This is a genomic window from Streptomyces sp. NPDC031111 (assembly GCF_055570675.1).
Genome location: NZ_JBVIGS010000024.1, coordinates 55538 through 78680 on the forward strand (window position 1 = coordinate 55538; position 23143 = coordinate 78680).

Below are 23143 nucleotides of genomic sequence, written 5' to 3' on the forward strand. Positions count from 1 at the left end.
TTATTTGAGACTCAACACGGAATATGCGGTGCTTGCGCACAGAGAGTCAGTCTTGTGATGCTATGACCGCTTTTGAAGGATGAGTTGACGGACCGTGTGAGCGATGAAGAGGTGGCGTTGACCGTGTCGGCCAGTACTGCGCCGCCCCAGGACGAGGTGTCCCCCGACGCGGTCCAGGCCCCGGCCCCCGCCCCGCCCCTGCCCGCCCCGGCCGACACCGGGCCGGCGAGCCCGGCCAAGCGGCGCGGGGCCGACACCCGGGCGCTGACGCAGGTCCTCTTCGGTCAGCTCAAGGATCTGGAGCCGGGTACGCCGGAGCACGCCCGCGTACGCGCCGCGCTCATCGAGGCGAACCTCCCGCTCGTGCGCTACGCCGCCGCCCGGTTCCGCTCCCGCAACGAGCCGATGGAGGACGTCGTCCAGGTCGGTACCATCGGGCTGATCAACGCCATCGACCGCTTCGACCCGGAGCGGGGCGTGCAGTTCCCGACGTTCGCGATGCCCACGGTGGTCGGCGAGATCAAGCGGTACTTCCGGGACAACGTCCGCACCGTCCACGTACCGCGCCGGCTGCACGAGCTGTGGGTGCAGGTCAACAGCGCGACGGAGGACCTGACGACCGCCTTCGGACGCTCCCCGTCGACCGCCGAGATCGCCGAGCGGCTGCGCATCAGCGAGGAGGAGGTGCTGTCCTGCATCGAGGCGGGACGGTCGTACCACGCCACCTCGCTGGAGGCCGCACAGGAGGGCGACGGGATGCCCGGACTGCTGGACCGGCTGGGCTACGAGGACCCCGCCCTGGACGGCGTCGAACACCGCGACCTGGTCCGGCATCTGCTCGTCCAGCTGCCCGAGCGGGAGCAGCGCATCCTGCTGCTGCGTTACTACAGCAATCTCACCCAGTCGCAGATCAGTGCGGAACTCGGCGTCTCGCAGATGCACGTGTCCCGGCTACTGGCGCGTAGCTTCCAGCGGCTGCGGTCCGCAAACAGGATCGACGCGTAACCGGATCGAGCGAATCGCTCAGAAGTGCCGTTCTGCGCATTTCTGAGCCGAAAGGCCGTCAGACCGCTTGTTTCCAGGGCTGATTCGCATCTCAGATGTCGACATGTCACTACAGCGCGTTGCCGACATGTGACATTCTGCGGGAAGCGCGTTTGCCGGGGCCTCGGCGCCGGTATTCCAGGTGATGGCTGCGTTCCTCAGAACGGGGAGCGTTCGCCGCGACCGTCCCGCGACCCAAAGGGGGTGGCATGTCCGCAGAACAGGGCAGCTCGAAGGTGCTCACGCTCGCGGAGAGCGAGACAGCTCCCCATGCTCTCGACGCACTCGGCCCCATCGACGAAGGGCCGGCCCTCGCGGCCGCGCCGGCTCCGGAACTCCCGGACACGGCGGCCCTCGACACCCGCACCCTGTCCCGCTCCCTGTTCCTGCGGCTCGCCGTGCTCGACGAGGACAGCCCGGAGCGCGCCTACGTCCGGGACACCCTGATCGAGCTCAACCTCCCGCTGGTGCGGTACGCGGCGGCCCGTTTCCGCTCGCGCAACGAGCCGATGGAGGACATCGTCCAGGTCGGCACCATCGGCCTGATCAAGGCGATCGACCGCTTCGACTGCGAACGGGGCGTGGAGTTCCCGACGTTCGCGATGCCGACGGTGGTCGGCGAGATCAAGCGGTTCTTCCGCGACACGTCGTGGTCGGTGCGGGTGCCGCGCCGGCTCCAGGAGCTGCGTCTGGCGCTGACGAAGGCCAGCGACGAGCTCTCCCAGAAGCTGGACCGCTCCCCGACGGTCACCGAACTCGCCGCCGTACTGGGCGTGTCGGAGGAGGACGTCGTCGACGGCCTCGCGGTCGGCAACGCGTACACGGCGTCCTCGCTGGACTCCCCCGCCCCCGAGGACGACGGCGGCGAGGGCTCTCTCGCGGACCGCCTCGGCTACGAGGACACGGCGCTGGAGGGCGTGGAGTACCGCGAGTCGCTCAAGCCGCTGCTCGCCAAGCTGCCGCCCAGGGAGCGACGGATCATCATGCTGCGCTTCTTCGCCAACATGACCCAGTCGCAGATCGGCGAGGAGGTCGGCATCTCCCAGATGCACGTCTCGCGCCTGCTCACACGGACCCTCGCCCAGCTGCGCGAGGGCCTCATCTCGGACTGAGACACGACCGGGCGCGGAGCGTCGAAAAGACGCACCGCGCGTGACATCGGGACCGTGGCCGCCGGGCGCCTGACAAAGGCGCGACGGCGGCCGCCGTGTTCCCGGGGCTGCTGCCGCCCTGTTCCGGGGGCTACTTCAGCGCGAGCCAGGCCACCGCCGCGACGACCGCCACGGCGACGACGATGCCGACGATCAGGCCGATCCGCGGGCCGCCTCCGGTCGCCGCGGCCTGCCGGCCCTGGGGTGCCTCGTCGACGAACGCGCGGAACATCTGGGTGCTGCCGGCGGGGTCGTGGTTGCCCTGCGGGCCCTGGGTGTTAGCCATGCCCCGAGACCCTAGCGAATGCCCGGTGGGGCGCCCAAGCGGGGGCGGCGCGGGGGAGGGCGTCCGGCGGGCTGTCGGAGGGCGTCCCGGCCGCGTCCTGCGGGTTTACTTTCGCGATTACTTGCCTTTGCCAAGTTTTTGGGCCGTCCGGACCCGTTTTTGTTTGCCTGCGGCAACCATCGATTTATGGTTGCTCTAAGCAATGAAATGGGAGGTGTCATGGCCGAGCGGGCGCACTACGAGGAACTGGTGCGACAGTTCAGCGCCTTCGGCGCCGTCAAGCGGGAGATGAACCGGATCATGCCGGCCGACTGCCACAGCGGCTCCGCCGCCGTGCTGACGCTGCTCGGCCGCCACGGCGACATGCGCATGAGCAAGCTCGCCGAGCTGCTGTCGGTGGACATGTCGGTCACCAGCCGCCACGTCGCCCACCTCGCCGAACGCGAGTGGATCGAGCGCTCCCCCGACCCCGCCGACAAGCGGTCCCGCATCCTGCGCCTCACGCCCGCCGGCCAGGAACAGCTCGACGAGCTGTTCCGGCGGACCACCCAGCTCCTCGCCGAGCGCCTGGACGACTGGTCCGACGAGGAGGTCGACCGGCTCGCCCAGCTGATGGCCCGGCTCAGGGACAGCTTCGGCGACTGCCGCGCGGTGCCCCGCCCGGCGTCTCCCGCTCCCGAACGGACCACCCGTACACCCGCAAGCACATAAGAGAAGGAAGTCCATGGCAACGACCACACCAGCCGGTGTGCGGGCTCATGCCAAGCACGGGGGAGGCTCCTCCGCAGACGCTCCGATGACGCATCGGCAGATCATGGAGGCGCTGTCCGGGCTGCTGCTCGGCATGTTCGCCGCCATCCTGTCGTCGACCATCGTCACCAACGCCCTGCCCGAGATCGTCGGCGACCTCGGCGGCGGCCAGAGCGCCTACACCTGGGTCGTCACCGCCTCGCTGCTGACGATGACCGCCTCCACCCCCCTGTGGGGCAAGCTCGCCGACCTGTTCAGCAAGAAGGTCCTGGTCCAGATAGCCCTCTGCGTCTTCGTCCTCGGCTCCGTCGTGGCCGGTCTGGCGCAGAACCCGGCGATGCTCATCGGCGCGCGTGCCATCCAGGGCCTGGGCGCCGGCGGTCTGGCCGCCCTGGCCCAGATCATCATGGCCGCGATGATCTCCCCGCGTGAGCGCGGACGGTACTCCGGCTACCTCGGCGCCACCTTCGCCGTCGCGACCGTCGGCGGCCCGCTGCTCGGCGGTGTCATCACCGACACCAGCTGGCTCGGCTGGCGCTGGTGCCTCTACGTCGGTGTGCCCTTCGCCGTCATCGCGCTGATCGTGCTCCAGAAGACCCTGCACCTGCCGGTCACCCGGCGTCAGGTCAAGGTCGACTGGGCCGGTGCCTTCTTCGTCACCGCGGCCGTCTGCCTGCTGCTCGTCTGGGTCACCTTCGCCGACGACAGGTACGCCTGGCTGTCCTGGCAGACCGGTGCCATGGTCGGTGGCGCCCTCCTGCTGACGCTGATCTTCGTCTTCGTCGAGTCGAAGGCGGCCGAGCCGATCATCCCGCTGCGGCTGTTCCGCAACCGCACCATCACCCTGGCCTCGCTGGCCTCGCTGTTCGTCGGTATCGCGATGTTCGCGGGCACCGTCTACTTCAGCCAGTACTTCCAGCTGGCCCGGGACAAGTCGCCGACCATGTCGGGCGTCATGACCATCCCGATGATCGGCGGCCTGTTCGTGTCGTCCACGGTCTCCGGCATGATCATCACCAAGACCGGCAGGTGGAAGGGGTGGCTGCTGGCCGGCGGCGTCCTGCTGACGGCGGGCCTGGGCCTGCTCGGCACCATGCGCTACGACACCCCGTACTGGCACATCGGCGTCTTCATGGCGCTGATGGGTCTCGGCGTCGGCATGATGATGCAGAACCTCGTGCTCTGCACGCAGAACCAGGTGGCCCCCGGCGACCTGGGCGCGGCCTCCTCCGTGGTGACCTTCTTCCGGTCCCTCGGCGGCGCAGTGGGCGTCTCCGTGCTCGGCTCGGTCATGACGACCCGGATCAGCCACTACGCCTCGGACACCATCGGCACGCTCGGCCCGAAGGAGCAGGCGGCGGCCGCCGAGGCCGCCGGCAGCGGCGCGATCCCCGACATGGACCTGCTGCCCCCGGGCATCCGCACCTGGCTGGAGAGCGCCTACGGGCACGGCATCGCCGACATCTTCCTGTACGTCGCGCCGATCGCCCTCCTCGCCTTCCTGGTGACGCTGTTCATCAAGGAGGTCCCGCTGCGGACCTCGGGCGCGCTGGCCCAGGCGGCGGAGGCGTCCGCCGAGACCGCCCCGCCGGCGGCACCGGCCCCCGCCGAGGCCACCCGCGTCGCCGACGCACCGGTTCCGGCCGGGGCGATGGCGGCCGTGTCGGCGGCTCCCTCGGCCACCTCGGCCACGCAGCGGCTCGCCGCCGTCGCCACGGCCACCGGCCCCGGCGAGCCGGAGGCACCGGTCTCCGGCGGCATCCCGGTGCGTGGTTTCGTGCGGGGCGCCGACAGCGCGCCCGTGCCGCGGGCGGCCGTCACGCTGATCTCGCTGGGCGGGCGTCAGCTGGGCCGGTCGGTGGCGCAGGCCGACGGTTCGTACGCGGTGGACGCGCCCGGCACCGGGTCGTACGTCCTGATCGCCGCCGCCGACGGCCACCAGCCGCAGGCGTCCACGGTCGTCGTGAACGGTGAACCGGTCGCCTACGACATCCTGCTCAGCGGCACCAGCGGGCTGACCGGACTGGTCCGCACGGCCGGCGGCGGGCTGCCGGTGAAGGACGCGATGGTGATCGTCACCGATGTGCGCGGGGATCTGCTGGCCACCGGGACCACCGGCGAGCAGGGCGAGTTCTCGTTCGCCGAGCTGGTGCCGGGCGCGGTGACCGTCGCGGTGAACGCCGCCGGGTACCGGCCGCGCGCCCTGCCCGTCGAGGTCGGCGGCACCGGGGTCACCCGGGTCGAGGTCGACCTGGAGACGGGCGCCCAGGTGCGGGGCGTGGTCCGCGCCCCGCACGGGCCGCTGGCCGACGCCCGGGTCACCCTGGTCGACGCGGCGGGCAACGTGGTCGGCACGGCGACGACCGGTGCGGACGGCGCGTACGCCTTCGCCGATCTGGACGGCGGCGAGTACAGCGTCATCGCCACGGGCTACCCGCCGGTGGCCACCGCGCTGACGGTCACCGGCAGCGGCGTCGACGGCCACGACATCGAGCTCGCCCACCCGGGCGAGTAGCCACACCCCGGCCCGTGGCGGGCCCGCGCGTCCTGTAGCGGAGACGCGCCCCGCCACGGGCCGGTCGCTTCATGACCATTTTGTACGTGTTCGACTTGTTCACACGTGTTCGCAGGGAGAAAACGGGATGCCACTGACCGCGAGGATCCGCACCCGGGACGGATGGGCCGTGTCGCACGCGGTCGTCACGCTGACCGACGGGACCGGTACGCAGGTGCTGCGCGCCGAGGCGGACGCCGAGGGCGCCGTCCGGGACGCCACCGGGCTGGCGCCGGGGGCGTACACGGTGATCGTCACCGCGGTCGGGTACGCGCCCGCAGCCGCCAGTGCGATCGTCACGGCGAGCGGGCGGGCCGAGGTCGGGACGGTGACGCTGGCCCGGCAGGGCGGTACCGAGCTGCCGCCGCCGGGGCCGTGGACCGTCGACCCGGCGCACTCGAGCGTGGCCGCCGTCGCCCAGCACCTGGGCATCTCCAGCGTGCGGGGCCGGTTCACCGAGTTCGCGGCCACGGTGGAGGTCGCGCCGGACGACGTCACCAAGTCCCGGGTGGAGGCGGTGATCCGGGCGGCGTCCATCGACACCGGCAACGGCATGCGCGACACCCATCTGCGGTCACCGGACTTCCTGGACGTCGAGCGGTACCCGGAGATCACCTACCGGTCCACGGGACTGACCGCGGCGGGCTCCGACCGCTGGACGGTCCACGGCGAGCTGGCCATGCGCGGGGTCGTCCGCCCCGTCGACCTGGACCTGGCCTACCTCGGCACGGGCGCGGACCCCTGGGGCGGCACCCGGGCGGCCTTCCGCGCCACGGCCGAACTGCGGCGCGAGGACTTCGCGATGAACTACAACCAGGTCGTCCAGGCCGGCATCGCCGCCATCGGCACGACCCTCCGGGTGGAGCTGGACGTCCAGGCCGTCCAGGGGGAGTCGCTGCCGGCCGTGTGAGGCCCCGTCAGGGGGTGCCGTGCGCGTCGACTATCCGGCGGGCGAGGTCGCGCAGCTTCACGTTCTCCCGCTGCGAGGCCCGTACCAGGCTGTCGAAGGCGCCCGTCGCGTCGATGTCCATGCGTTCCATGAGGATGCCGGTGGCCTGGCCGATCAGGTCCCGGGTGCGCATGGCCTCGGTGAGCTGCTCGCGCACGGTGGCGGAGTCCAGGGCGATGCCGACGTGCGTGGTGAACAGCCGCCCGATCCGCAGCGCGGCCTCGTCGAAGGCGCGCGGCTTGCGGGCGTAGGTGGTGAGCACCGTCAGCCGGCGGCGGTCGGCCCGCAGCCGCATCGACAGCACGGACCGCAGTCCCCGTTCGAACAGCGCGCCCTCGCCCTCGTCGCTCGCGCTGTCCGCGACCTCGGCCACCGGTGCGGTCCACAGGCGGTGCCAGTACGGCGGGTGGCCGTCCCCGGTCCCGCCGTCCTCCTCGACGGTGCGCACGACCTCGTCGGTCCAGGCGAGCGGGGAGCGCCGGTTGTCCCGCTCGACGACGGAGATGCCCGCGTGGTCGGCGCCGGGGACGAGGGCCACCGCGAGACGGACCGCGGTGTCCAGGGTGCTGTCCGGGGTGGAGGTCTCGTGGAGTCGCCGTGCCGCCGCCGTCAGCGCTTCCGCCAGGTCCGACCCGGGCGGGAAACGGGTCACATCAGAAAACCGGGACGCAGCCACCACGAACCTCTTCGGCATGCACGGCACCGACCGTGCGCAGGAGAGCTCCGCAGCACATTCCCGACTGCGAGCACAGGACGCCCGGAATTGTATCCGTCCTGTGGTGACGAGGTGACGCCCGACCTGCGGTATTCGGGGTGCTCCCCCTCGGAGACCGGCTGCCGCGGCGGACCCGTGTGTACGACGGCGTCCCGGAAGCACCGTCCGCCTAGGCTGACGCCATGGCACCCAACATCGCGACCAACACCCGTGTCTCCCTCGACGAGCTGCTGGACTTCGTACGGCCCCGGCACCGGGCGATCCTGCTGACCCGGCGGGCCGACGGCGGCCCCCAGGGGTCGCCGCTGACCTGCGGGGTCGACGACTCGGGCCGGATCGTGGTCTCCACCTACCCCGAGCGGGCCAAGACCCGCAACGCCAAGCGGGACGCCCGGGTGAGCCTGATCGTCCTCAGCGACGAGTGGAACGGGCCCTGGGTGCAGATCGACGGCACCGCCGAGGTCGTGGACTCCCCCGAGTCCGTGGAACCGCTGGTGGAGTACTACCGGAACATCGCCGGGGAGCACCCGGACTGGGACGAGTACCGCGCGGCCATGGTCAAGCAGGGCAAGTCGATCATCCGGATCACCCCGGAACGCTGGGGCCCGGTGGCGACCGGCGGATTCCCGGCACGGCTGGTCGAGGGGGAGTAGCTCCGGTCCGGCCTCAGCCGCGCCCCTGGGGCCGCCATCGCCTCGACGCGGTAGTACTCGGGGTGAGCCCCGCCTCGGCGACCCGGGCGAGGAAGTGTCCCTCGAACGTGCCGTAGCCGTACACGAACTGGAGGACGGCGGCGAGCGCCCCGGCCACCCCGTGCGCGGGCGGCCCCGTCCCGCGGACGACCCGCCGGCCGACCCGGGAGAACGCCGACGCCTCGGGTCCGATGTCGAGGAACCTCCCGGCCGGCGGCGACAGCCAGGGGAGACGCGCCTTCCTCGACTCGCCGGCGCCGCATCATTCCAGGAGCGCGGCCGAGGGCGGCGGCACCGCGGTGCCGCCGCCCTCACCTCATCAAGGGCCCGTCAGCCGTCGGTCGTCCGCTGCGTGAGGTCGTAGAAGGTGGCCGAGCCGGCCGTCACCTCCTCGAAGTTCTCCGCCACCCAGGAGGAGATCTGCGCGGAGCTGCCGGAGCCGCCGCCCATGCCGCCTCCCATGCCGCCGCCGGCGACGAAGTAGTGGATCCTGCCGTCCGCCACGTACTCCTTGAACTGGGCGAGCGTCGGGGACGGGTCGGTGCCGTTGAAGCCGCCGATCGCCATCACCGGTTCACCGGTGGCGAGCTGGTAGCCGGCCGCGTTCTGGGCGCCGATGGCCGCGGCGGCCCAGGTGTAGTCGTCGGCGTCGGCCTCCAGCAGTTCCTTCGCCTCGGAGTCGACGCTCGCGCCGCCGAGCAGGCCGCCCATGCCGCCGCCGGGCATACCGCCCTCGGCGCCGTCGCCGGTGCCGTTCTGCGGGCCACCCTGGCTGTTCTGACCGCCCTGACCGTTCTGGCCGCCTTGGCCGTTCTGGCCCATGGGCCCGCCGCCGGGGAAGCCGCCGGTGCCGTTGCCGCCCGCGCCGGGCGGGGTCTGGCCCTGGCCGCCGTCCTGCTGGTTCTGTCCGTCCTGCCGATTCTGTCCGCCGCCCGGGAAGCCGCCGCCCCCGCCGGGACCGCCCCCGCCGCCCATGCTCGCCCCCGCCGGTCCGGCAGTGACGATCGAACCCGTGTGCCCCTCCTGCACGGTGCTCAGGGTGTACGCCGTCGGTCCGGCCAGCGCCGCCACCAGGCCCAGCCCCGCCGCCGCGAGCGCCACCGGGCGCCCCACCCGACCGGCGAAGACGAGCCCGAGGGCCGCCACCAGCCCGCCGACCAGCACCAGCCACTTCAGCCACGGCACGTAGTCGGGCGTGCGGTTGAGCAGCACATACCCCCAGGCCGCCGTGGCCGTGGCGGCGGCCGCGAGGGCGAGCGAGGCCGCCGGCGCCCGCCGCTTCTCCCACAGCGCCGCCGCGCCCATGCCGACCACCGCCGCGACGTACGGAGCCAGGGCCACCGTGTAGTACTGGTGGAAGATGCCGGCCATGTAGCTGAAGACCACCATGGTCACCAGCAGCGAGCCGCCCCACACCAGGAACGAGGCGCGGGCGAGGTCGGTCCGCGCGGCCTTCCGGGTGAGGACCAGACCGGCGACGAGCAGGATCAGCGCGGCGGGCAGCAGCCAGGAGATCTGGCCGCCGACCTCGGAGTTGAACATCCGGTCCCAGCCGGTCTCGCCCCACTGTCCGCCGCCGCCCATGCCGCCGCCACCGCCGCCGACACTGCCGGTCTCCTCGCCGTTGAGCCGGCCGAGACCGTTGTAGCCGAAGGTCAGCTCCAGGAAGCTGTTGTTCTGCGAGCCGCCGACGTACGGGCGCGAGGACTCCGGCCACAGCTCGACGACCGCCACCCACCAGCCGCCGGAGACGACCAGCGCCACACTGGCCAGGGCCAGTTGGCCCAGCCGCTTCTTCAGCCGCACCGGCGCGCAGACGCCGTAGACCAGCGCGAGGGGCGGGAGGATCAGGAAGGCCTGGAGGGTCTTGGCGAGGAACGCGAAGCCGATCGCGGCCCCGGCCCACACCAGCCACTTCGTACGGCCGTCCTCCAGGGCCCGTACGACGAGGTAGCAGGCGACGGACATCAGCAGCGCCAGCATCGCGTCCGGGTTGTTGAACCGGAACATCAGCGCCGCGACGGGGGTGAGCGCGAGGACGGCGCCCGCGATCAGACCGGCCGCCGGACCGAAGCGGCGGCGGACGGCCGCGTACACGACGGCGACCGTGCCGACGCCCATCAGCGCCTCGGGGACCAGGATCGCCCACGAGTTCAGTCCGAAGATCCGCACCGAGAGCTCCATCGGCCACAACGAGGCCGGGGGCTTGTCCACGGTGATCGCGTTCGCCGCGTCCAGCGAGCCGAAGAAGAACGCCTTCCAGGACTCGCTGCCCGCCTGGACGGCCGCCGAGTAGAAGGAGTTGGCGTATCCGGAGGCGCTCAGGTCGTAGAGGTGGAGCAGGCCGGTCGCCAGCAGCAGGCCGAGGAAGGCGGGGCGCACCCAGCGGGGGTCCTCGGACCGGCCGCGCCACACTCTGCGGGCCAGAGGTCCGCGCGGTTCGCCGCCCCCGGGGGCGGAGTGACGCTCTGTCGGCGGGGTCGGAGGTCCCCAGGTGGCGGGGTCCGCCGAGGGACTCGTCCGGTCGTACTGCGTGGTCATCGGAGGTCCCTCGGGTCGGAGTGGGGGTGGGAAGGACGGGACGGACGCGTGGGGAGCGGTGCGCGGACCGGCTGGAGCGGCATGGTCGCGTCCTGCCGGGCGGGAGCGGCGGGCGCCGCGTGGGAGGAACGGTCGCGGTCCGGGAACACCCACGCCCGGAAGAGCAGGAACCGCAGCACTGTCGCCGCGAGGTTGGCCGCGATGAGGACCGCCAGCTCGGTGGAGTGGGCGGGATCGCTGGTCGCGGTGTTGAGCGCGGCGAGCGAACCGCTGGTCAGCGCCAGACCGATGCCGAAGACGACGAGCCCCTGCGCCTGGTGCCGTACGGCGCCGCCGCGCCCCCGCACCCCGAAGGTGAGCCGCCGGTTGGCGGCGGTGTTGGCGACCGCCGAGACCAGCAGGGCGAGCCCGTTGGCGACCTGGGAGCCGGTGAAGGTGCGGAAGCCGCTGTAGAGCAGCAGGTAGAAGAGGGTGGACAGGGCCCCGACGACACAGAAGCCGACCAGCTGGCGGGCCAGTCCCTGCGGCACGTCCGCGAGGGTGCGGTCGCGCGGGTCGTCGCCGAAGGGCCGGGCGAGCCGGTCCAGCGGCAGCGATCCGGTGGCCAGGGCCTTGCCGACCCGCCAGACGCCCTTGAGGTCGTCGGTCGCCGTCTTCACGATGTGCACGGTGGAGTCGGGGTCGTCGACCCAGTCGACCGGCACCTCGTGGATCCGCAGCCCCGCCCGCTCGGCGAGCACCAGCAGCTCGGTGTCGAAGAACCAGCCGCTGTCCTCCACCAGCGGCAGCAGCACCCGCGCCACGTCACGGCGGATCGCCTTGAACCCGCACTGCGCGTCGGAGAAACGCGCCTGGAGCGAGCCGCGCAGGATCAGGTTGTACGAGCGGCTGATGAACTCCCGCTTGGCCCCCCGCACCACGCGTGAGCTGCGGCTCAGCCGGGAGCCGATGGCCAGGTCGGAGTGACCGGAGATCAGCGGGGCGACCAGCGGCAGCAGCGCGTTGAGGTCGGTGGACAGGTCCACGTCCATGTAGGCGAGGACGGGGGCGTCCGAGGCGGACCAGACGGTCCGCAGCGCCCGGCCGCGTCCCTTCTGCTCCAGCCGCACGGACCGCACCTCCGGGAACCGTTCCGCCAGCCGGCCCGCCACGTGCGGGGTGCCGTCCGTGGAGGCGTTGTCGGCGATCGTGATTCGGAAGGCGTAGGGGAACGTGCGGCTGAGGTGCTCGTGCAGTCCGCGGACACACGGCTTGAGGTCCTTCTCCTCGTTGTAGACGGGGATCACTACGTCCAGGACCGGCGTACCGGCTCCGGCGGCCGGGAGGTGCTCCCGCGCCGGCAGGGTGCCGGGAGAGGAATCGCTTCGCATGGAACCGACTCTGCTCAGGCGCCCTGTCGTGCCCATGTGGTGAGGCTGTGCCGTGGCTGTGAGTACGGCTCGGACGTCGACTGCGGTGCTACACAAGGGAGATGGAGCGTGAACGCGGTACGTCCTGGCGCGCTGTCGACCGTCACGGCACCGCCGTGCGCGGTTGCCACGGCCTGCACGATGGCCAGGCCGAGACCGGTCGAGCCGGTGGCACGGGTGCGCGCCGAGTCGCCGCGCGCGAACCGTTCGAAGACGTGCGGGAGCAGCCCGGCCGGGATGCCCGGCCCGTTGTCCACCACGTCCACGCAGAGCCAGTTGCCGCTCCGGCGCACCCGCGCGGTGACCGTGGTGCCCGGCGGGGTGTGGTTGCGGGCGTTGCCGAGCAGGTTGACCAGCACCTGCTGGAGCCGTGCGGCATCGGCGCGCACCGGCGCGGGCTCGTCGGGCAGTTCGAGGCGCCAGACGTGGTCCTGGCCGGCGGCGCGGGCGTCGCTGACGGTGTCCACGACGAGCGGTACGAGGTCCGTCTCCTCGAACTGCAGGGGCCGGCCGGCGTCCAGGCGGGCGAGCAGCAGCAGGTCCTCGACGAGCAGCGTCATCCGGCCCGCCTCGGACTCGATCCGCCGCAGCGCGTGCCGGGTGTCGGGGCCGACCTGTTCCCTGCCGCGCCGGGTGAGTTCTGCGTACCCCCGGATGGAGGCCAGCGGGGTGCGCAGCTCATGGCTGGCGTCCGCGACGAACTGGCGCACCCGGGTCTCGCTCTCCTGGCGGGCGTGCAGTGCTCCGTGGACGTGGTCGAGCATCCGGTTCAGCGCGGCGCCGACCCGGCCGACCTCGGTGTGCGGATCGCACTCGGACTCCGGGACCCGTTCTTCGAGGTTCACCTCGCCGCTGTGCAGGGGGAGTTCGGAGACGCGGGTGGCGGTGGCGGCGACCTTGCGCAGGGGGCGGGTGGCGACGCCGACCAGGACGTACCCGGCGATCGCGGCGGCGACCAGTCCGGCGCCGGTGACGCTGACCTCGACCAGGATGAGCGTCCTGATCGTGTCGTCGGTGTCGTCGGTCGGCAGCGCGACGTAGAACTCGCCGTTCCGGCCGCTCTCGTACTGCACCCTGTACTCGCCCAGGCCCGGGATGTCCACGGTGTGCTGGTGGAGGTCGCGCGGGACGGTGGCGACGGCCGCGAGCTGGGCCGCGGTGAGCTGGGTCGCCTCGGACGTCGGAACGCCGTTCTCGGTCTTGCGCTTGCTGACGATCCCGTCGGTCACCCGGCCGTCCTCGATGGTGACGCCGATGGTGCCGATGCCCTGCGGGCCCAGGGTGACGAAGTCGAGAGGGTCCTCGCCCCTCAGCAGCTGAGGGGGCGGCCCTTCCTTCTCCGGACCGCCCGCCGCGCGCTTGGCGACCTCGCTCACCTGACCGTCGAGCTGCTCGTAGAGATGGGACCGCAGCGCCAGTGTGGTCACCGTGCCGATCACCGCGCACACCACCGCGATCAGCGCCACGGACGCGACGACGAGCCGCGTCCGCAGTGTGCGCGGGGTCCCCGCTCGCCGCTGCGGACGCGGCCGTCGCCGTCCGCTCACGAGACCGCGGGCTTGATCATGTATCCGGCTCCGCGCCGGGTGTGGATCATCGGCTCCCGGCCCGCGTCGATCTTCCGGCGCAGATACGAGATGTACAGCTCGACGACGTTCGCCTGCCCGCCGAAGTCGTACGACCAGACCCGGTCGAGTATCTGGGCCTTGCTGAGCACGCGCCGCGGATTGCGCATGAGGAAGCGCAGCAGCTCGAACTCGGTGGCGGTGAGGTGGATGCCGTCGCCGCCCCGCGTGACCTCGTGGCTGTCCTCGTCGAGGGTGAGGTCGCCGACGACCAGCATCGACTCGGACCGGCGGTCGGCCGCGCCGGAGCGCCGGATCAGCCCGCGCAGCCGCGCGACGACCTCCTCCAGGCTGAACGGCTTGGTGACGTAGTCGTCCCCGCCGGCGGTGAGCCCGGCGATACGGTCCTCGACGGCGTCCTTGGCGGTCAGGAACAGCACCGGCACGTCCGGCAGCTCGCGGCGCAGCCGCCCGAGGGTGGCCAGCCCGTCCATGTCGGGCAGCATCATGTCCAGGACGACGGCGTCCGGCCGGAACTCGCGCGCGGCGCGGACGGCTCCCTGGCCGTCCCCCGCGCTGCGGATCTGCCAGCCCTCGTACCGCAGGGCCATGGACAGCAGTTCGGTGATCGACTGCTCGTCGTCCACCACAAGCACGCGGACGGGGCTCCCGTCCGGCCTCAGCAGTTCGGTGCGCCCCTGGGGCGAGATCGTGGTCATGCCGGACACGATGTCCGGCGCCTCTGAGAACGTCCTTTCGGCTACCTGTGTTTTCCCTGAGAAACGCGCGGGCTCCGCTCGGCGAGCGGGCGGCGCCTCAGCCGGGCAGGCCGAAGAGCCGGGCCGCGTTGTCGTGGCACACCGCCCGCAGCCACGCCCGGCCGAGGTCCAGCCGCTCCAGGGCGTGGAGTTGGTGGAGGTAGGGATACGGGATGTTGGGGAAGTCGGTGCCGAGCAGCACGCGGTCGCCGAGGGCGGCCAGCCGGGGCAGGGCCCGCCGGGGGAACGGTGCCAGGCGCTCGCTGAAGTCGGTGAACGCCATCGTGGTGTCCAGCCGCACCTCCTCGTACCGTTCGGCGAGGTCCAGGAAGTCCTCGTACTCGGGCATGCCGAGGTGCGCCACCACCAGCCGCAGCCGGGGGTGCCGTGCCAGGACCCGGGCGATCGGCTCGGGGCCGGTGTGCTTTCCGGGGGCGGGCCCGGACCCGCAGTGGATCACCACCGGGACGCCCGCCTCGGCGAGCAGGCCCCAGGCCTCGTCGAGCGACTCGTCGGCCGGGTCGTACGCGCCGACCTGCACATGTGCCTTGAGGACCCGTGTGCCGGCTTCGACGGCGTCCCGGACGTAGTCCGCGACGCCGGGTTCGGGGAAGAGGGTCGAGGTGTGCAGACAGTCGGGTGTGCGGCGGGCGAAGTCGGCCGCCCAGCCGTTCAGCCAGCGTGCCATGCCCGGCTTGTGCGGGTAGAGCATGGCCGTGAAGGACAGCACGCCGAACTCCCGCAGCAGCGCGGCCCGTTCGTCCTCCTCCTGCCGGTAAGTGATGGGCCACTCGACCCCGCCGGTCAGCGGCCCGAGCGCGTCGAAGTAGGCCCACACCTTGTGCAGCACCCGCTCCGGCATGAAGTGGGTGTGCACGTCGACGAGGCCGGGCAGCCCGAGCCCCTCCCAGAAGCGCCGTACGTCGTCGGCTTCGGCACGGGTGTCGGGGTGAGCGCTCATGCCGCCCACGATCACCCGGGATCCCCCGCCCGGTCCAGAGGGGGCCGGGTGCCGTCGGGTCAGAACAGCCCGTCCTGCGCCGCCGACCGGTCCCTTACGGCTCTGACCGGCACCGCCAACTCCCGTCCCCCGGCCGGGACCAGCCCCCATCCGGTCAGCAGCCGGGTGTCCAGCACCACCACGCCCCTCCCGGTCGCCAGATGCAGATCGGGACCGGCGGCGGCCACCAGCTCACCGCTCACCGCGCCCCCGGCGACCAGCTCGCTCACCTCCCCCGTGGCGGCCGGCACCCCCGCCAGCCCGAACACCCCCACATGGTCGACCGGCCGGAACGGCTCACGGGCGAGCGACTCCGGCCATGCGTCCAGGCCGGCCGCCCGCGCGTGCAACTCGGCGATCTCGGCCGCCCGTGCCTCCTCCCCTGCCGGGAGGGCCGCCCGCACCGCCCGCTTGTCGGCGTACGGGATCCGGTCGGGTACCCGGAGCGCGGCGCGCAGCAGCTCCTCGGTGCGGCGCGCCGCCATCAGCGGCCCCGTGCCCAGCCAGCTGAAACAGACCGCTCCCTGCTCCAGCAGCCGCGCCGGCCCGCGCCCCACCGCCGTGATCCCGACCTTGACCATCCCGGGCCCGAACCACGCCAGGTAGACGCGGTAGGGCCGGGGATCGTCCGCGAGGGTGTCGGCGGCCACCGAGTGCGCCCGGTCCAGCCGGGCGCACTCCTCGCAGCGCGCCCCCCTGCTCCGCCCCGGGACCGCCGCCCCGAGCGGACACGCATGCCCCCGTGCCCCCACGCATGTCCGCACTCCCCCTTCCGCGACCCCGAAGGCCACCCGTTTCCCCCAGGTCAGCGCGGAGCGCCGGCCCCCCTCCCAGGCCAGCACGGGACCGTCCGCCGACCATCGCAGCCCCGAGCATCTCCACGCCTGTGCCATCTCTGCCGAGAGTAGGGGGCACCACTGACAACGGGCCGCCCGCGGCTTTCAGCCCCCGCCCACGGGACGGGCGTCCGCGGCTTCGCTCCGCACGGGCAAGGTGACCCGACCGGAGACCTCCCGCCCCGCGCGCCGGCCCCGGCCCGCCAGCCGGCAGCCCAGGCACTCCGCGTGCCCCTGCCGGGCGCTCAGGTCCCGCACCCGCCACCCCCACTGCTCCCTCGGCCGGGGACCAGGCGGCTTGCCCCACCCGGCGAGGTGCAGCACCCAGGTGACGGCGAGGCCCACCAGCGCGATCAACGCCCCGCCCGCCAGCAGCGGCCAGGACACCATGACGACCCCGAACCCCAGAACCGCCGTACCGGCCCCGGCGATCCCGAAACCTGTCCACCCCGCGACCGTGTGCCCGTGGTCATATGGATGTGCGCTCATGTGCCCCGCCCCCTGCCACTCGAACGAATATCTCGCGTCGTAAGAGGTTTAGCACAGAAATCTCTCACGAACTAAGGAAAACGAGGAAACCCCGCATGCAAGCGAATCCGCGCCTGCCCGCCACGCCGGAGCAGACGCTGTGGGCGATGGACCAGCTCATCGCGACCCACCTGGTGGGCCAGCACGAGATCGCCCAGCGGGTCGGCCTGAACGTCACCGACCTGACCTGCTTCGCCTTCGTCATCGAGGCCGGCGACAACCTGCTCACGGCCGGCGAGCTGGCGGACCGCGTCCATGTCACGACGGGCGCGATGACCGGGATCCTCAACCGCCTGGAGCGCGCCGACTACATCACCCGCCGCCCCGACTCCGCGGACCGCCGCCGGGTCCGGGTGGCCGCCGTACCGGAGGCCCTGGCCCGCACCCGGGAGATCTACGAGCCCTACTACGCCCGCATCACCGAGCTCTTCGCCGACTACACCCCCGAGGAGATGGCCGTGCTCCACGACTGGTTCCGGCGCGCGAACACGGTGGCGGCCGACTATCTGGAGGAGCACTGCCGCACCGACTGACCGGGCACGGGCGCCGAGGTGCCGAGTGGCAGGGGCGGTGCCAACCTGGTTGAGGAGTCGCACCGCTCGGGGACAGCCGAAAGGTCGAACACATGGCGAGCAATGTCAGCGGCACGCGCCACCACCAGGCCGGGTGGGAGGCCAAGAGCCCTTGGGCGACGAGCTGGACGGCGGCAGCGGCGGTCCTGATGACGTTCGGCGGCATCATGGCGATCTTCCAGGGCATCGCCGCCATCGCCAAGGACGACGTCTTCGTCTCCACCAGGAACTTCACGTACGAGTTCAGTCTGACCGGCTGGGGCTGGCTCCATCTGATCCTCGGCGCCCTGGTCACCGTCGCCGGTCTCTCCCTGTTCACCGGGGCCACCTGGGCCCGCGTGGTGGGCGTGACACTGGCCGGGCTCAGCATGATCGCCAACTTCGTGTGGCTGCCCTACGCCCCGGTGTGGGCGATCGTCCTCATCATCATCGACGGCTTCATCATCTGGGCCCTGTGCGCACCACGCCGCGAGTCCCCGGCCTAGCCCTGTGGCCCTGGCTGGTCCAGGCGGCGGGGGTGGCGGCGATGGTCACCGCCTACTTCCTGCTGCCCCTGGACCGGCTGGGCCCGCACCGGCCCGTGCTGAGCTGGATCCTCTTCGGCCTCGCCCTGACGCTGATCGCGCTCCTGCTGCTGCGGCAGGTCGTCCACGTACTGCTCGGCCACCCGAACGTCCGTCCCGGCCTGGTCATCCCCCTGCTGATGAGCCTGTCCATCCTGGTCTTCGCGACCGCCTACCTGGCACTGGCCCGGCGTCCCGGGGAGCTCGACGGCATCGCCACCCGCCTGGACGCCCTCTACTTCACCCTGGTCACCCTCGCCACCGTCGGCTACGGCGACATCACGCCGCACGGCCAGGCGGCACGCCTGGTCACCATCCTCCAGATCCTCTACACCTTCATCTTCCTCACGGCGTCGGCCACCGCCCTGACCCACTATCTGCGCACCACGCTGCTGCGCCAGCGGAGCCCGCACCGGCGCGCCACCCCCGCCGACGACGCCGGCACCGAAGCCGAATGACTCGGGAAACGCCAGAGGCCCCGGATCTCTCCGGGGCCTCTGCTTTATGTGCACTCGGCAGGATTCGAACCTGCAACCTTCTGATCCGTAGTCAGATGCTCTATCCGTTAAGCTACGAGTGCTTGTCTCTTCAGTTTTCTCGCCGCTCCCCGGTCCTTTCGGCCCGCTCGCGGCGACAGGAAGAACATTACATGACTGCCGCCGCCATGTGAAATCCGTTTGGCCCACCCCTTGTGACCTGCACAAACAGGCATCGTGAGGTGAGAACGGGCGAAGCCCCGGCCGTAGGGACCGGGGCTTCGTGATCGGGGCGGAGGCGGAGGGATTTGAACCCTCGATGGGGGGTAAGCCCCAAACCGCATTAGCAGTGCGGCGCCATAGACCGGACTAGGCGACGCCTCCATGCACAGACCCTGCGCGCGCGAGCGCGTGTCGGTCGGTGCGTGCCGATGATGACACAACCGTGTGGGGTGTCACCAATCGCCCCCCACGGTACTAGGCGGGGAGCCCGCAGGGCAAAGCACTTCCGACCGTCGCGTCGGCGTGGCGCAACGTCTCGCGCGGTGGCGCGTTGGTCAGGTCATGTCGCAGGTCATGAAACAGCTCAGCCGTCCCGCGCTCCGGCGGCTACTCGCCGGTGCCGCCGCCTCCGTCGCCGCCCTCACCTCGCTGTCCGCGGCGCCGCCGACCGCGTACGCGCAGGAGCCGTCTCCGCGCGGTGACCGCCTCACCGTCACCGTGCGCGACGCGGGCGGCGGGGCGGACGGGACGTACGAGGTCCGGTGCCGGCCCGGCGGCGGCAACCATCCCGACCCCGCCGGGGCCTGCGCGGCCGTCGAGCGGAACACGCGGTGGGGGCGGGACGCCTTCGCCCCGGCGCCCCGGGACGCCGTCTGCACCATGCAGTACGGCGGGCCGGCCACCGCCCGCGTCACCGGCACCTGGGCGGGCCGTCCCGTCGACGCGACGTACGACCGCGCGAACGGCTGCGAAATCGCCCGCTGGGACCGGCTGGTGCCGCTGCTGCCCGAGGTGCGCGCCGCGGGGCGGCCGTGAGGTGCCCGGGAGCGCGCCGGGGCGCGTGTCGGCGAGTCGGGGCACAGGGGGCGTAAAGGTCCCGCGAAGGTTCGGGGCGCGTCCGCGCAGGCCGTCACGGGTTCCGGGCGCACCGGGCGTCACATCGCCGTCACTTCCTCGTGCGACGTCCGTCCCATCCGGCGTCGCGAGCGCAACCCCAGCCCTTAGAATCCCTCGCGTGACACGCTGCGGGCAGGTTGGCAAGATGGCCCGAGCGGTCGGCACGTCGCGGTAACAGGGAGGAAGCGTCTCGTGAGCAGCAGGCCATCCCGAGGCGCTGCTCGCCTCGCAGCCATACTGGACGCGCTTCCCGACGCCCTGGTGCTGGTCAACGCCAACGGGACCGTCGTCAACGCCAACACCATCGCCCTGGAGGCCTTCGAGACCCCGGGCACCGCGCTGGTGGGCCGGGGGCTGCTGGATCTGCTGCCGCAGTTCGACAGCAAGCTCATCCCGGGGTCGATGCGGCGGCCCGACCATATCGACCCCCGCGCCCGCACCAAGCCGACCCGCATGATCGCCCGGCGGACCGACGGGACCGAGTTCCCGGTCGAGGTCACCAGTGCGAATCTGGAGAACGGGCAGCAGGCGTACGACAGTTCGGGCTACACCGGCGACGAGCTGTTGATGCTCGTGGTCCGCGACCTCTCCGGCACCGTCGACACCGAGGCCGAGCTCGCGCGTTCGCAGCGGCAGACGGAGATGATCCTGCGCGCCGCCTCCGAGGGCGTCGTCGGCACCGACACCGACGGACGGATCGTCCTCGTCAACCCGGCCGCCGCCCAGATCCTGGGCTACCGGGCCGGCGAACTCGGCGGGCGCGAACTGCACACCCTCGTCCTGCACTCGCGCGCCGACGGCGCCCCCTTCCCGTACGACGAGTCCCCGCTCGCCGACACCCTGCGCTCCGGGCGCAAGCACCGGGTGCGCGGGCAGGTGCTGTACGCCAAGAACGGCGACAAGGTGCCGGTCGATCTGACGACCGCGCCGGTGCGCGACGGCGACCAGCTCGTCGGCGCCGTCATGACGTTCCTCGACCGCCGCCCCCATGACGCGCTCGTCGAGGAGAAGGAGCAGGCCGAGCGGAAGCACGCCGAGGCGCTGGAGCGGCTCGCCGAGGAGCACGCCTCCGAGCTCACCGCCCTGCGCCAGGGTCATGTCACCGAGCTGGAGGAGCTGCGCGAGGGCCACGCGGAGGAACTCGCCGCGAACGAGGAGCGGTACGCCGCCCTCGGCGAGCGGGAGAAGGACCGCTACGAGGCCCTCGCCGCCCGGCACGAGCAGCTGCTCACCCTGCTCGGGCGCTCCCTGCGGGGCCCGCTGGACGAACTGCGCCGCGAGCTGTCCACGCTGGCCGCGGACGACGCCGGGCAGCTGTGGCCCGAGGCCAACCAGGTGCTCCACCACCTGTCGGCCGGCTACGCCCGGATCACCACCCTCATCGACAACGTCCTCGGCTACCAGCGCCTCGACGCCGGGAGCGAACAGGTCGCCCGTACGAAGGTGATGCTGGACGCCGTCGTCGCCGCCGGGGTCGACGGGGCCGTGGAGCTCATCGGGCCCGGACGGGTGCAGTTCGCGGTGCACGCGCCGCCCATCGAGGCCGAGGTCGACCCGCGGCTGCTCGCGACGGCCCTCGCGCATCTCGTCGCGGACGTCGCCGGCGTCGACGCGACCGGCAATACGCCCGTGTCGGCGGGCGGTTACCTGGACAACACGGTCGTGGTCGCGGCGGCGCAGCGCGGCGAGGTCGTACGCATCGAGGTGCGCGGCCCGTACGGCGGCGGCGACCCGGTGCACGAGCCGATCGTGCGCGGGATCGTCCGGGCGCACGGCGGCGTGCTCCAGACGCACGAGGTGCCGGGGATGAGCGGCAGCGCGTTCGTCCTCGAGGTGCCGATCGGGGGCGGGGCGGGGGCCGTGGCGGCCACCGAGGCGCCGGCCGAGGAGGCCCCGCCCGCCGAACCGGCCACCAGTGGCGGGCGACGGCGGGCACGGCGGGCGTCCGTGGACGCCTTCCTGGAGAGCGAGGTGCCGGGCGCGAACGACGGCTCCGGTCCGGAGGGCGCTCCCACCGGCCGGCGCAGGCGCCGCGCGGCTGCCGCCGGCGCCGGCGACGAGCCCGCGCAGGCGTCCGGGGGTACCGGGCGGCGGCGCGGACGGCCGGCCGAGGTCGCGCCGGCCGTGGTGGGTGCCGAGGTCGAACTGGCCGGGGCGGCCGGGGTGGCCGGGGTCTCCGAGGGGGCCGTCGTCACCGCCGCCGAGCACGCGGCGGGTGCCGCCGCGTCGAACACGGCGCTGGGCGGGACCGTACCGCCGCAGGGGGTGCCCGCACCGTCCGGGCGGCGTGCCCGGCGAGGGTCCGGCGAGCAGCACGCGCTGCCGGCGGCGCTGCCCGCGCCGTCCGGTGGGGGCGGGGCGGGCGACGCGACGGGTGCCGAGGTCGCGGTGCACGTCCCCGCGCAGGCTCCGGGGCAGCCGCAGCAGCCGACGGGGCGGCGTCGGCGTGCGCTGGCCGCCGCCAGCGAGCGGGCGGCGGCGCAGGAGGCCGCGCCCCGCACGGTGTTCGCGCTGCCGCCGGCCGACGCGGACCAGCCGACACAGGCCGAGGCGGTCGGGCAGGCGGCCGCGCCCGGAGGGACCGGGGGCGACGACGGCCGCCACGACGCCGTTCCGCACGACCAGGCCGACGACCACACCCCGCCGCAGCCGCACCCCACGAGCGCGCCGACGGGCCGCCGCCGACGGGCCGCCGCCGCCCAGCCGACGCAGGGCAACGGCACACCCGCCGAGGCTCCGGCTCCGTCCCCACAGCCGGCCATCGCCCAGGCACCGGCGCCTTCGGAACAGTGGGGCCCGGCACCGGCACGGGGCCTGCCGACGACGCCGCAGGGGGCGCCGGCACCGGCACAGGGGGCCCCGGTTGCGCCGCAGGGGGCTGCGGTGCCGGCGCAGGGAGCTCCGGTTCCCGCGCAGGGCACCGCCGTCCCGCCGCACGGAGCGGCGGCAGCAGCACAGGGTGCGCCGGTTGCGCCGCAGGGGGTCCCAGTACCGGCCCAGGGTGCACCAGCGCCCGCGCAGGGCACCGCGGTCCCGCCGCACGGAGCTCCCCCCGCGCCGCACGGGCCGTCGGTAGCACAGGGGGTCCCGGTACCGGCGCAGGGTGCACCGGTACCCGCGCAGGGCACCGCGGGGCCGCCGCAGGCAGCTCCCGTCCCGCCCCACGGGACTCCGGTACCAGCACAAGGCGCCCCGGTACCCGCGCAAGGCACTGCGGTTCCCCCTCACGGGACTCCGGTACCGGCGCAGGGCGCCCCGATTCCCGCGCAGGGCACTGCAATCCCGCCCCACGGAACTCCCGTCCCACCGCACGGGACTCCGGTCCCTGCGCAGGATGCCGCGCCCCCCGCAGGCGGGGCTGCCGTGCCCGCACACGGTGCGGCTGCTCCCCCGCAAGGGGCGCCCGTCCCGGCACACGGTGCTGCGATCCCGCCGCAAGGGGCTCCCGTTGCTCCACAGGGGGCCCCGGTCCCGCCGCAAGGCGCTTCCAGTCCCGCACAGGGCGCTACGGTCCCGGCGCAGGGCGCCGCCGTACCCGCACACGGTGCTGCGATCCCGCCGCAAGGGGCTCCCGTTGCTCCACAGGGGGCCCCGGTCCCGCCGCAAGGCGCTTCCAGTCCCGCACAGGGCGCTTA

The 23143-nt window shown here is 72.9% G+C and carries 20 protein-coding genes, 2 tRNA genes and 1 pseudogene; 11 read left to right on the plus strand and 12 right to left on the minus strand.

The window, feature by feature from the left end; translation table 11 throughout:
- The first annotated feature begins 117 nt into the window (after positions 1 to 117).
- Both ACZ470_RS35000 and ACZ470_RS35005 read left to right on the plus strand, forming a co-directional pair.
- Complete coding sequence (locus ACZ470_RS35000) at positions 118 to 1005, plus strand: RNA polymerase sigma factor SigF (protein ID WP_468433944.1); 888 nt, start codon at positions 118 to 120, stop codon at positions 1003 to 1005.
- A 248-nt stretch (positions 1006 to 1253) separates the two neighbouring features.
- On the plus strand, positions 1254 to 2156 hold the full coding sequence (locus tag ACZ470_RS35005; RefSeq protein ID WP_468433878.1) for an RNA polymerase sigma factor SigF: 903 nt from the start codon (positions 1254 to 1256) through the stop codon (positions 2154 to 2156).
- 130 nt (positions 2157 to 2286) lie between these two features.
- On the opposite strand, the gene ACZ470_RS35010 is transcribed toward ACZ470_RS35005, so the two are convergent.
- Positions 2287 to 2481, minus strand: coding sequence for a hypothetical protein (locus ACZ470_RS35010; protein WP_093764193.1), 195 nt, complete (start codon positions 2479 to 2481; stop codon positions 2287 to 2289).
- 219 nt (positions 2482 to 2700) lie between these two features.
- Here ACZ470_RS35010 and ACZ470_RS35015 point away from each other — a divergent pair, with 219 nt between their 5' ends.
- The 3 genes from ACZ470_RS35015 to ACZ470_RS35025 all read left to right on the plus strand — a co-directional run bounded on the left by ACZ470_RS35015 (position 2701) and on the right by ACZ470_RS35025 (position 6695).
- The gene (locus tag ACZ470_RS35015; protein ID WP_468433880.1) at positions 2701 to 3192 is read left to right on the plus strand and encodes a MarR family winged helix-turn-helix transcriptional regulator; all 492 of its coding nucleotides are present in this window, start codon (positions 2701 to 2703) and stop codon (positions 3190 to 3192) included.
- Between the two features lie 85 nt (positions 3193 to 3277).
- A complete protein-coding gene (locus ACZ470_RS35020) occupies positions 3278 to 5746 on the plus strand; it encodes an MFS transporter (RefSeq protein WP_468433882.1) in 2469 nt (822 codons plus the stop codon).
- A gap of 127 nt (positions 5747 to 5873) precedes the next feature.
- A complete protein-coding gene (locus ACZ470_RS35025) occupies positions 5874 to 6695 on the plus strand; it encodes a YceI family protein (RefSeq protein ID WP_468433884.1) in 822 nt (273 codons plus the stop codon).
- A gap of 7 nt (positions 6696 to 6702) precedes the next feature.
- Here the strand turns inward: ACZ470_RS35025 and ACZ470_RS35030 are convergent, their stop codons facing one another.
- Positions 6703 to 7428, minus strand: a complete 726-nt coding sequence (locus tag ACZ470_RS35030) for a GAF and ANTAR domain-containing protein (protein ID WP_468433886.1) — start codon at positions 7426 to 7428, stop codon at positions 6703 to 6705.
- A gap of 203 nt (positions 7429 to 7631) precedes the next feature.
- Between ACZ470_RS35030 and ACZ470_RS35035 the strand changes: the two genes are divergently transcribed.
- The gene (locus ACZ470_RS35035) at positions 7632 to 8102 is read left to right on the plus strand and encodes a PPOX class F420-dependent oxidoreductase (protein WP_351999606.1); all 471 of its coding nucleotides are present in this window, start codon (positions 7632 to 7634) and stop codon (positions 8100 to 8102) included.
- 58 nt (positions 8103 to 8160) lie between these two features.
- Here the strand turns inward: ACZ470_RS35035 and ACZ470_RS35040 are convergent.
- From ACZ470_RS35040 to ACZ470_RS35075, 8 genes and pseudogenes are all read right to left on the minus strand, one after another.
- Positions 8161 to 8376 (minus strand): annotated as a pseudogene (locus tag ACZ470_RS35040) (TetR/AcrR family transcriptional regulator); the annotation flags it as partial.
- Between the two features lie 95 nt (positions 8377 to 8471).
- A complete protein-coding gene (locus ACZ470_RS35045; protein WP_468433888.1) occupies positions 8472 to 10682 on the minus strand; it encodes an ArnT family glycosyltransferase in 2211 nt (736 codons plus the stop codon).
- Positions 10679 to 12052: a bifunctional glycosyltransferase family 2/GtrA family protein gene (locus ACZ470_RS35050; RefSeq protein ID WP_468433890.1), complete on the minus strand. Its 1374-nt coding sequence runs from the start codon at positions 12050 to 12052 to the stop codon at positions 10679 to 10681. Before ACZ470_RS35050 ends, ACZ470_RS35045 begins: the two co-directional genes overlap by 4 nt.
- Before the next feature lie 14 nt (positions 12053 to 12066).
- Entirely contained in the window at positions 12067 to 13638 is a 1572-nt protein-coding gene (locus ACZ470_RS35055; RefSeq protein ID WP_468433892.1) for a sensor histidine kinase, read from the minus strand.
- On the minus strand, positions 13635 to 14375 hold the full coding sequence (locus ACZ470_RS35060) for a response regulator transcription factor (protein WP_468433894.1): 741 nt from the start codon (positions 14373 to 14375) through the stop codon (positions 13635 to 13637). The genes ACZ470_RS35055 and ACZ470_RS35060 overlap by 4 nt, the downstream gene beginning before the upstream one ends.
- Positions 14376 to 14472: 97 nt before the next feature.
- Positions 14473 to 15375, minus strand: coding sequence for an amidohydrolase family protein (locus tag ACZ470_RS35065; RefSeq protein WP_468433896.1), 903 nt, complete (start codon positions 15373 to 15375; stop codon positions 14473 to 14475).
- Positions 15376 to 15434: 59 nt separating this feature from the next.
- Positions 15435 to 16307, minus strand: a complete 873-nt coding sequence (locus ACZ470_RS35070) for a DUF2797 domain-containing protein (RefSeq protein WP_468433897.1) — start codon at positions 16305 to 16307, stop codon at positions 15435 to 15437.
- Positions 16308 to 16355: 48 nt separating this feature from the next.
- The gene (locus tag ACZ470_RS35075; RefSeq protein WP_468433899.1) at positions 16356 to 16739 is read right to left on the minus strand and encodes an HGxxPAAW family protein; all 384 of its coding nucleotides are present in this window, start codon (positions 16737 to 16739) and stop codon (positions 16356 to 16358) included.
- A 95-nt stretch (positions 16740 to 16834) separates the two neighbouring features.
- Here ACZ470_RS35075 and ACZ470_RS35080 point away from each other — a divergent pair, with 95 nt between their 5' ends.
- The 3 genes from ACZ470_RS35080 (at position 16835) to ACZ470_RS35090 (ending at position 18371) form a co-directional block, all read left to right on the plus strand.
- On the plus strand, positions 16835 to 17311 hold the full coding sequence (locus ACZ470_RS35080; protein ID WP_468433901.1) for a MarR family winged helix-turn-helix transcriptional regulator: 477 nt from the start codon (positions 16835 to 16837) through the stop codon (positions 17309 to 17311).
- A 92-nt stretch (positions 17312 to 17403) separates the two neighbouring features.
- The gene (locus ACZ470_RS35085; protein WP_468433903.1) at positions 17404 to 17835 is read left to right on the plus strand and encodes a DUF7144 family membrane protein; all 432 of its coding nucleotides are present in this window, start codon (positions 17404 to 17406) and stop codon (positions 17833 to 17835) included.
- A gap of 41 nt (positions 17836 to 17876) precedes the next feature.
- Positions 17877 to 18371: a potassium channel family protein gene (locus ACZ470_RS35090; protein WP_468433945.1), complete on the plus strand. Its 495-nt coding sequence runs from the start codon at positions 17877 to 17879 to the stop codon at positions 18369 to 18371.
- Positions 18372 to 18420: 49 nt separating this feature from the next.
- Here the strand turns inward: ACZ470_RS35090 and ACZ470_RS35095 are convergent.
- Positions 18421 to 18493 (minus strand) — tRNA-Arg (locus tag ACZ470_RS35095).
- Between the two features lie 189 nt (positions 18494 to 18682).
- Positions 18683 to 18773, minus strand: a tRNA-Ser gene (locus ACZ470_RS35100).
- Positions 18774 to 18953: 180 nt separating this feature from the next.
- On the opposite strand from ACZ470_RS35100, the gene ACZ470_RS35105 reads away from it, so the two are divergent.
- Together ACZ470_RS35105 and ACZ470_RS35110 are read left to right on the plus strand one after the other, a co-directional pair.
- Complete coding sequence (locus tag ACZ470_RS35105) at positions 18954 to 19427, plus strand: SSI family serine proteinase inhibitor (RefSeq protein ID WP_468433904.1); 474 nt, start codon at positions 18954 to 18956, stop codon at positions 19425 to 19427.
- 273 nt (positions 19428 to 19700) lie between these two features.
- Positions 19701 to 23143: PAS domain-containing protein (locus ACZ470_RS35110; RefSeq protein ID WP_468433906.1), on the plus strand; the 3443-nt coding region annotated here is incomplete at its 3' end.

Excerpts from the sequence above, each read along its gene's own strand:
- ACZ470_RS35060 (WP_468433894.1), bottom strand. The coding sequence starts at position 14,375 with ATGACCACGATCTCGCCCCAGGGGCGCACCGAACTGCTGAGGCCGGAC.
- ACZ470_RS35070 (WP_468433897.1), bottom strand. The coding sequence starts at position 16,307 with ATGGCACAGGCGTGGAGATGCTCGGGGCTGCGATGGTCGGCGGACGGT.
- ACZ470_RS35010 (WP_093764193.1), bottom strand. The coding sequence starts at position 2,481 with ATGGCTAACACCCAGGGCCCGCAGGGCAACCACGACCCCGCCGGCAGC.
- ACZ470_RS35045 (WP_468433888.1), bottom strand. The coding sequence starts at position 10,682 with ATGACCACGCAGTACGACCGGACGAGTCCCTCGGCGGACCCCGCCACC.
- ACZ470_RS35005 (WP_468433878.1), top strand. The coding sequence starts at position 1,254 with ATGTCCGCAGAACAGGGCAGCTCGAAGGTGCTCACGCTCGCGGAGAGC.
- ACZ470_RS35075 (WP_468433899.1), bottom strand. The coding sequence starts at position 16,739 with ATGAGCGCACATCCATATGACCACGGGCACACGGTCGCGGGGTGGACA.
- ACZ470_RS35090 (WP_468433945.1), top strand. The coding sequence starts at position 17,877 with ATGGTCACCGCCTACTTCCTGCTGCCCCTGGACCGGCTGGGCCCGCAC.
- ACZ470_RS35085 (WP_468433903.1), top strand. The coding sequence starts at position 17,404 with ATGGCGAGCAATGTCAGCGGCACGCGCCACCACCAGGCCGGGTGGGAG.
- ACZ470_RS35065 (WP_468433896.1), bottom strand. The coding sequence starts at position 15,375 with ATGAGCGCTCACCCCGACACCCGTGCCGAAGCCGACGACGTACGGCGC.
- ACZ470_RS35105 (WP_468433904.1), top strand. The coding sequence starts at position 18,954 with ATGTCGCAGGTCATGAAACAGCTCAGCCGTCCCGCGCTCCGGCGGCTA.
- ACZ470_RS35015 (WP_468433880.1), top strand. The coding sequence starts at position 2,701 with ATGGCCGAGCGGGCGCACTACGAGGAACTGGTGCGACAGTTCAGCGCC.
- ACZ470_RS35050 (WP_468433890.1), bottom strand. The coding sequence starts at position 12,052 with ATGCGAAGCGATTCCTCTCCCGGCACCCTGCCGGCGCGGGAGCACCTC.
- ACZ470_RS35025 (WP_468433884.1), top strand. The coding sequence starts at position 5,874 with ATGCCACTGACCGCGAGGATCCGCACCCGGGACGGATGGGCCGTGTCG.
- ACZ470_RS35080 (WP_468433901.1), top strand. The coding sequence starts at position 16,835 with ATGCAAGCGAATCCGCGCCTGCCCGCCACGCCGGAGCAGACGCTGTGG.
- ACZ470_RS35020 (WP_468433882.1), top strand. The coding sequence starts at position 3,278 with ATGACGCATCGGCAGATCATGGAGGCGCTGTCCGGGCTGCTGCTCGGC.
- ACZ470_RS35035 (WP_351999606.1), top strand. The coding sequence starts at position 7,632 with ATGGCACCCAACATCGCGACCAACACCCGTGTCTCCCTCGACGAGCTG.
- ACZ470_RS35030 (WP_468433886.1), bottom strand. The coding sequence starts at position 7,428 with ATGCCGAAGAGGTTCGTGGTGGCTGCGTCCCGGTTTTCTGATGTGACC.